The organism is Microbacterium sp. (assembly GCF_032084865.1).
Lineage (GTDB): Bacteria > Actinomycetota > Actinomycetes > Actinomycetales > Microbacteriaceae > Microbacterium.
Map to the genome: position 1 here is coordinate 1 of NZ_DAMDLU010000155.1, position 6,438 is coordinate 6,438.

Annotated in this window: 7 protein-coding genes; 5 read left to right on the forward strand and 2 right to left on the reverse strand. The window is 69.6% G+C overall.

Annotated elements, in window-relative coordinates:
- A partial coding sequence (locus RT309_RS13070) for a hypothetical protein (RefSeq protein ID WP_313357696.1) occupies positions 1-318 on the reverse strand: 318 nt, incomplete at its 3' end.
- Between the two features lie 99 nt (positions 319-417).
- On the opposite strand from RT309_RS13070, the gene RT309_RS13075 reads away from it, so the two are divergent.
- The 5 genes from RT309_RS13075 (at position 418) to RT309_RS13095 (ending at position 6,043) form a co-directional block, all read left to right on the forward strand.
- Entirely contained in the window at positions 418-1,791 is a 1,374-nt protein-coding gene (locus RT309_RS13075; protein WP_313357698.1) for a polysaccharide biosynthesis tyrosine autokinase, read from the forward strand.
- A 63-nt stretch (positions 1,792-1,854) separates the two neighbouring features.
- Positions 1,855-3,309: a polysaccharide biosynthesis tyrosine autokinase gene (locus RT309_RS13080; protein WP_313357699.1), complete on the forward strand. Its 1,455-nt coding sequence runs from the start codon at positions 1,855-1,857 to the stop codon at positions 3,307-3,309.
- A 35-nt stretch (positions 3,310-3,344) separates the two neighbouring features.
- Positions 3,345-3,845 (forward strand): VanZ family protein, encoded by a 501-nt coding sequence (locus tag RT309_RS13085; RefSeq protein WP_313357700.1) that lies wholly within the window; start codon positions 3,345-3,347, stop codon positions 3,843-3,845.
- A gap of 200 nt (positions 3,846-4,045) precedes the next feature.
- A complete protein-coding gene (locus RT309_RS13090) occupies positions 4,046-4,282 on the forward strand; it encodes a hypothetical protein (protein WP_313357702.1) in 237 nt (78 codons plus the stop codon).
- A 228-nt stretch (positions 4,283-4,510) separates the two neighbouring features.
- On the forward strand, positions 4,511-6,043 hold the full coding sequence (locus RT309_RS13095) for a sugar transferase (RefSeq protein WP_313357703.1): 1,533 nt from the start codon (positions 4,511-4,513) through the stop codon (positions 6,041-6,043).
- A gap of 164 nt (positions 6,044-6,207) precedes the next feature.
- On the opposite strand, the gene RT309_RS13100 is transcribed toward RT309_RS13095, so the two are convergent.
- Positions 6,208-6,438 (reverse strand): hypothetical protein (locus tag RT309_RS13100; protein WP_313357704.1); only part of this gene is annotated, 231 nt, incomplete at its 5' end.

Consider the following 6,438-nt stretch of genomic DNA (forward strand, 5'->3'; position numbering starts at 1 on the left):
GATGCCGGTCGCCGCCAGGGCGACGACCGCGAGTCCGGCCGCGACGACGTTGATGAGGTCGCGGCGACGGCGGGGACGGCGAGTGTCGACGAGCGATGCGGGCGGCACGGTGCCGAGCGGCTTGGCATCCGCCACCGCCGAGTCGACCATGGCCACGAGCGCCGGCCGTGCCGACGCACGATGCGTGCGGTCGAGCTCTTCACGGCGGCGGTCGCCGAGCAGCTGCTCGAGGCGCTGCGACATCACCTCATCGCCGTCGACCGGCGGCGTCTCGCGGCTCCCACGGCCGCCGGGAAAGAGGTCTTCGAGTGTGCTCATCACCGTTCCTGTCGCGCAGCAGTCGTCGCCTCCGCCGGGCACCGATACCCTCAGAGGATACCCGGGGGGTCTTCCTCCGCGTCTTGCCACGGGAGACCTATGGATCTGCGCGACTTCATCCGCGTGCTTCGGCGACACCTCGTCGTGATCGTCGCGGCCACCGTCATCGGCGTGTGCAGCGGGGCGGTGGTCGCGCTGATGACCCCGCAGCGGTATGAGGCGTCGACGCAGCTGATGGTGAACGTCGACACCGGCGGCGACTCGACCGCGGTCGAGCTCACCCAGGGCGGCAGCTACGCCCAGCAGGTGGTCGGAAGCTACAGCAGCGTGCTGACCAGCTCGCTCGTGCTGCAGCCGGTCATCGACGATCTGGGGCTGGATGCCACACCCGCGACACTCGCGCGCTCGGTGAGCACGAGCGTGGCGCCGAACGGCGTCATCATCACCGCGACCGTCAGCCACCCGAACCCCGGGCAGGCCGCGCGCATCGCGAACGCGATCGGCGACAGCTTCGCCACGATGATCACCGACCGGCTCGAGCGTCGCGAGCAGAACACCTCGTACCAGATCCGCATCGTGCCGGTGCAGCCCGCCACCGTGCCGACCCGGCCCGCCGCGCCGAACCTGCCGCTCTCGATCACCCTCGGCGCGATCCTCGGGGTGGGCGCCGGCATCGGCATCGCCCTGCTGCGCGAAGTGCTCGACCGCCGCATCCGCACCCTCGCCGACGTCGAGAAGGCGGTCACCGCGCCGGTGCTGGGCGGCGTGGCGTTCGACCCGCAGGCATCCGCCCGCCCGCTCATCGTCGCCAACGCGCCCCTCGACCCGCGGGCCGAGGCGTTCCGCAGCCTGCGCACCAACCTGCGCTTCCTCTTCCCCCCGCACGCGACGGGCGTGTTCGTCGTCACCAGCGCCGGGCCCAGCGAGGGCAAGTCGACCACAGCCGCGAACCTCGCCATCGCGCTGGGCGAGGCGGGCTACCGGGTCGCGCTCGTCGACGCCGACCTGCGCAAGCCGCGCATCGCACCGCTGTTCGGCATCGAGGGCGCCATCGGCCTCACCGACGTGCTGATCGGCCGCGTCGCGGTCAACGACGTGATGCAGCGCTGGGGCCGAGGCACGTTCTTCGTGCTGCCGTCGGGCACCATCCCCCCGAACCCCGCCGAGATGCTCGGATCCGACGCGATGACCACTCTCATCGGCGATCTGAAGGCGGCGTTCGACGTGGTCATCATCGACGCACCGCCGGTGCTGCCGGTGACGGATGCCGCCGTGCTGTCGCGGCTGACCACGGGCGTGCTGCTGGTCGCCGCCGCCGAGGCGACCACGACCGACAACCTCACCGCCGCCGCCGCGCGCATCGACGCCGCCGAAGGGCGGGTGCTCGGCACGGTCGTCACCATGCTGCCCATTCGCGGGGCCGACAAGACCGCCTACGGCACGTACGGGTACGGCGCTCTGGCCAAGGCGTGACCCGTCGCGCGGCTACCCGTGTGTGAGAATCGAAAAGTTGCCTGAACTGAGGAGAAGATCCGCGTGGAGCTTCGCGACTACGTACGCATCCTGCACAAGAACTGGATCCTGATACTGATCCTGCTCGTGCTGGGACTCGCCGGCGGCGCCGGGTACGCCGCCCTGCAGGCGCCGAAGTACGTGGCATCCACCCAGCTCTACGTCTCGGTGCGCACCGAGGGCGCCGCCACCGGCGATCTCGTGCAGGGCACGACCTTCGCACGGCAGATGGTGACCAGCTACGTCGACGTCGTCAACACGGCGCTCGTGCTCGACCCCGTCATCGACGAGCTGGGCCTCGACACGACCGTCGCCGGGCTCGCCTCACGCGTCAGCGCCACCACCCCGCTGAACACCGTGCTCATCGACATCTCGGTCACCGACGGCGACCCCGAGCAGGCCGCGGAGATCACGAACGCCGTCGCCGACAGCTTCGCCGACGTCGTGCAGAGCACCCTCGAGCGCCCGACCGCCGAGGGCGCGAGCAGCCCCGTGTCGGTCACCGTCACCGAGCCCGCCGTCGCGCCCACCGCGCCGAGCGCGCCGAACGTGCGCATGCTCATCCTGCTCGGCGGCCTGCTGGGGCTGGCGCTGGGTGTGGGCCTTGCGATGCTGCGCACCGTGCTCGACACCCGCATCCACACCCTGCACGACCTCGAAGACATCACCGACCGGCCGATGCTGGGCGGCATCGCCTTCGACCCCGACGCGCAGAAGCGCCCGCTCATCGTGCACGCCGACCCGCGCAGCCCGCGCGCCGAGTCGTTCCGCACGCTGCGCACCAACCTGCAGTTCCTCGATGTCGAGGGCGGTCCGCGCACCTTCGTGATCTCGAGCGCCGGACCGGGTGAGGGCAAGTCGACCACCACGGCGAACCTCGCCATCGCCCTCGCCGAGACCGGCGCCCGCGTCGCGCTGATCGACGGCGACCTGCGCCTGCCGCGCGTCGCCGACTACATGGGCCTCGAGGGCGGCGTCGGGCTCACCGACGTGCTGATCGGCCGCGTCGACGTCGCCGACGCCCTGCAGAAGTGGGGAACGAACGAGCTGTTCGTGCTCACGAGCGGACGCGTTCCCCCGAACCCGAGCGAGCTGCTCGGCTCGGCGGCGATGAACCAGGTGCTCAAGCCCCTGGGCGAGTACTTCGACTACGTGCTCATCGACGCTCCCCCGCTGCTGCTCGTGACCGACGCCGCCGTGCTGGGCAAGAAGACCCGCGGAGTGATCGTCGTCGCGGCATCCGGCAAGACGAAGAAGCAGGAACTCGCCGGCGCCGTGCGCAGCCTCGCCACCGCCGGGGTCGACCTGCTGGGCACCGTCGTGACGATGCTGCCGACGAAGGGGCCCGACAGCTACGGCTACGGCGCGTACACGTACGGTTCGACGCACGTCATCGATCAGGCCGAGCCCGAGCTGACCGCGAAGCAGACGAAGCCGCAGCGACGGGGGCGGGTGAAGGCGAAGGCGGGCGCGCGCTGAGCGGGCCTCGAGCACGATCTCTTAGACTCGGGCGCATGCCCAGCCCGCGCCTGTCGCCTCTGACGGTCCTCGCTCGTGTGCTGCTCGTGCCGTACACGGTTGCGCTGGCACTGATCGTCTGGCTGCCGGCCACCGCGGCGTCGAAGGTCACCGGCGTGGTGTTCCGCTTCGCCCGGTTCGTGAGCGCACACACCGACATCTCTCTGACCACCAGCTACGCGGTGTTCGAGTTTCTCGCGAACATCGCTCTGTTCGTACCGCTCGGCCTGCTGCTCGTCGCGGCTTTCCCCCGCGCGAACGCCTGGGTCGTGCTGCTGATCGGATACTCGGCGAGTGCGACGATCGAGCTCGTGCAGACTCTGCTGCCCAGCCGGTACCCGACCCTCTCGGACGTGATCGCCAATGCACTCGGCACCGCGATCGGGTGCCTCATCGCACGGGTGTTCGTCAGGCGGCATCCGCCACGCTGGGCGCCGGTCGAGCAGGCGCCCGCCAGGCGGGACGAGGTGGTCGCCGGGCAGCGCGACGAACGCTGATCAGTCGGCCAGGTACGCTGCCGGCGCCTGCCGGTGATCCCGGGGCTGTCGACGCAGCCGGCGTCTTTCGTCTTTCGGCGAAACTCGCGGGAGCGGTTCCTTGCCTTGAGCGCGTTCCCCCGAGTAGAGTCACACCCACGGCCATTGGGGAGCCGTGATACGGATGGGGATCCGTACAGGAGTACTGATCTGGGGAGATCATGGGGACGCGAATCGGCTCTGCCGCCGAGGCTTTCGAAGCCTCGCACATCGGCCATCGGAACATCGTTCGCGATGCGCAGGAGCACCGCCATGTGCTCGTCGCCGACGCCGACGCCGTCTACGTCGAGATCGGCTTCGCCGCGCCGCCTACTCCGACCTCTGTGCACGCCCCGACCTCGGTGCTGCTCCGAGCGCTCAAGACGCTCGCGCACGACGGTCTGGCGGTGTCGCCGTGAACGGGCGCGAGGTGCGCGGACCGCCGGCTCGATGATCTGATCGTCCTGCTTCTGAACGTGGGCGCGGCTGGGGAGCCGCATCCGCCTCGTGATCTGGGGTCACGGGAGAAGGCACCGAGGGGTCGGTGCCATCGAAACGCCCGCCGTCTGCGGCGGCGGGTCTGGGGAATCTGGGGAAGACATGTCGCACTGGGGTTTGCGTACATCATCAGCTCGTGGAGCTTCGCGATGACCTCCGTAGAGGAAGTCCTGGCGTATGCCCGCGGCGGAGGCGACGTTCGCGTCGTCTCCGAGCCACGAGTTCTGCGCGCGGTGCCCGACTTCGTCGTGGCACCGCGCGCAACCACCACGCTCGATCAGCGGCGACGGTGGGAACGTCGCTACCGCGCGATCCTGCACGTCACGGATGTCGGGGTGATCGGCTTCGCGGCCGGTCTCGCCCTGAGCATCCAACTCCAGCTGGGGGCTGACCCGCTCGACACCATCCTGCGCGCGTCCCTTCTGTGCGTGCTCTGGCTGGCGATGCTCGGCGGCACCCACACGCGCGACGCCGCTCTCTTCCGCCCCAGTGCGGCGGAGTATCGCGGAGTTGCGCACGCCACCGGCTTGGCATTCGGCGTCTTGGCCCTAGGCGATGTGCTTCTGAGCCTGCATGGAATGCAGCTGCTCGTGCTCGTCGCCCTCCCCTCAGGGCTGGGATTGCTGGTGCTGAGTCGGTGGTCGTGGCGACGGTGGCTCACCAAACAGCGCGCACAGGGCGCCTTCTCGTCGCGCACGCTCGTGGTGGGCGACCATGACGATGTCGAATACGTGATCAAGAGCCTGAGCCGCACGAACTCCGCCGGCCTTCGCGTCGTCGGAGTGACGCTGCTCGACGGCAACGCGCGAGAGGTCGTCGTCGGCGACGGGACGTACCCGGTGCTGGGCAACCTGCACACGGTCGGCACGGTTGCCCGAGACATCGGCGCCGACACCATCGTGGTGGCGAGCCGCCCACAGGGGGATGCGGAGTTCGTCAAGCGGCTCAGCTGGCAGCTGGAGGGGACGGCGGCCGAACTCGTGCTGTCGAGCCGGCTCGCCGATGTGGCCGGGCCCCGGCTGTCTTTCGAGGCTCTCGACGGCCTGCCTCTCATCCGAGTGCAGATCCCGACGTACTCGGGTGGGCAGCACCTGATCAAGCGTGCGCTCGACATCGCCGTCGCCGGCTGTGCGCTGATCCCGATCGCACTCGCCTATCCCCTGCTCGCGCTGCTGATCAAACTCGACTCCCCCGGCCCCGTCTTCTTCTTCCAGGAGCGCGTCGGTCGCGACGGGAGACTGTTCAAGATGGTGAAGTTCCGCTCGATGCACACGGATGCCGAGCAGCAGCTCGCCGCCCTGCGCGAGCAGAACGACGGATCGGGTCTGCTGTTCAAGATGAAGGACGACCCGCGCGTGACGCGGGTGGGCCGGGTCATGCGCAAGCTGTCGCTCGACGAGCTGCCGCAGTTCTGGAACGTGCTCACCGGAGAGATGAGCGTCGTGGGGCCGAGGCCTCCGCTGCCGAGCGAGGTGACCGGCTACGACGGGAACGTCTTCCGCCGGCTGTACATCAAGCCGGGCATCACCGGACTGTGGCAGATCTCGGGTCGCAGCGACCTGTCGTGGGACGAGAGCGTGCGTCTCGACCTTCGGTACGTGGAGAACTGGTCGGTGGTCAACGACCTGCAGATCATGTGGCGCACCGCGCGAGTGATGATCGCTCCCAGTGGCGCCTACTGACCTGCGGCACGTCTCGTCAGGAGGCGTCTGAGACCGGATCCGCGGTCATCTTCCGTCTCTCGGCCCCTCCCCCTCGAGACCGACGGAGTCTGGCCGCGGATCCTTCTCTATGAGACGATGTGCAGTGCGCGGCTCTGGCTGCGCAGCGGGTTGTCTGGGGAGGATCAGACCCGAGGGGAGGCGGTACCCATGACGGGCACCGTGGTGAGGGGACGCTGGTCGACGCCGATGAGAGTCGCCGTCGTCTCTGTGGCCGTGCTGGTCGCGGCGGGGATCGTGTTCATCGTGATGCTGACAGCCGCGGGCCCGCCGGCGGCCGAGTCCGGCCCGACAGCCGCCTCGCCGACGGCTCTGCCGACGACCGCCGGCCCCCAACCCGGGGCCGCTCCGACGAC

Coding starts and splice junctions, on each gene's coding strand:
- RT309_RS13085 (WP_313357700.1), top strand. CDS start 3,345: ATGCCCAGCCCGCGCCTGTCGCCTCTGACGGTCCTCGCTCGTGTGCTG.
- RT309_RS13095 (WP_313357703.1), top strand. CDS start 4,511: ATGACCTCCGTAGAGGAAGTCCTGGCGTATGCCCGCGGCGGAGGCGAC.
- RT309_RS13090 (WP_313357702.1), top strand. CDS start 4,046: ATGGGGACGCGAATCGGCTCTGCCGCCGAGGCTTTCGAAGCCTCGCAC.
- RT309_RS13075 (WP_313357698.1), top strand. CDS start 418: ATGGATCTGCGCGACTTCATCCGCGTGCTTCGGCGACACCTCGTCGTG.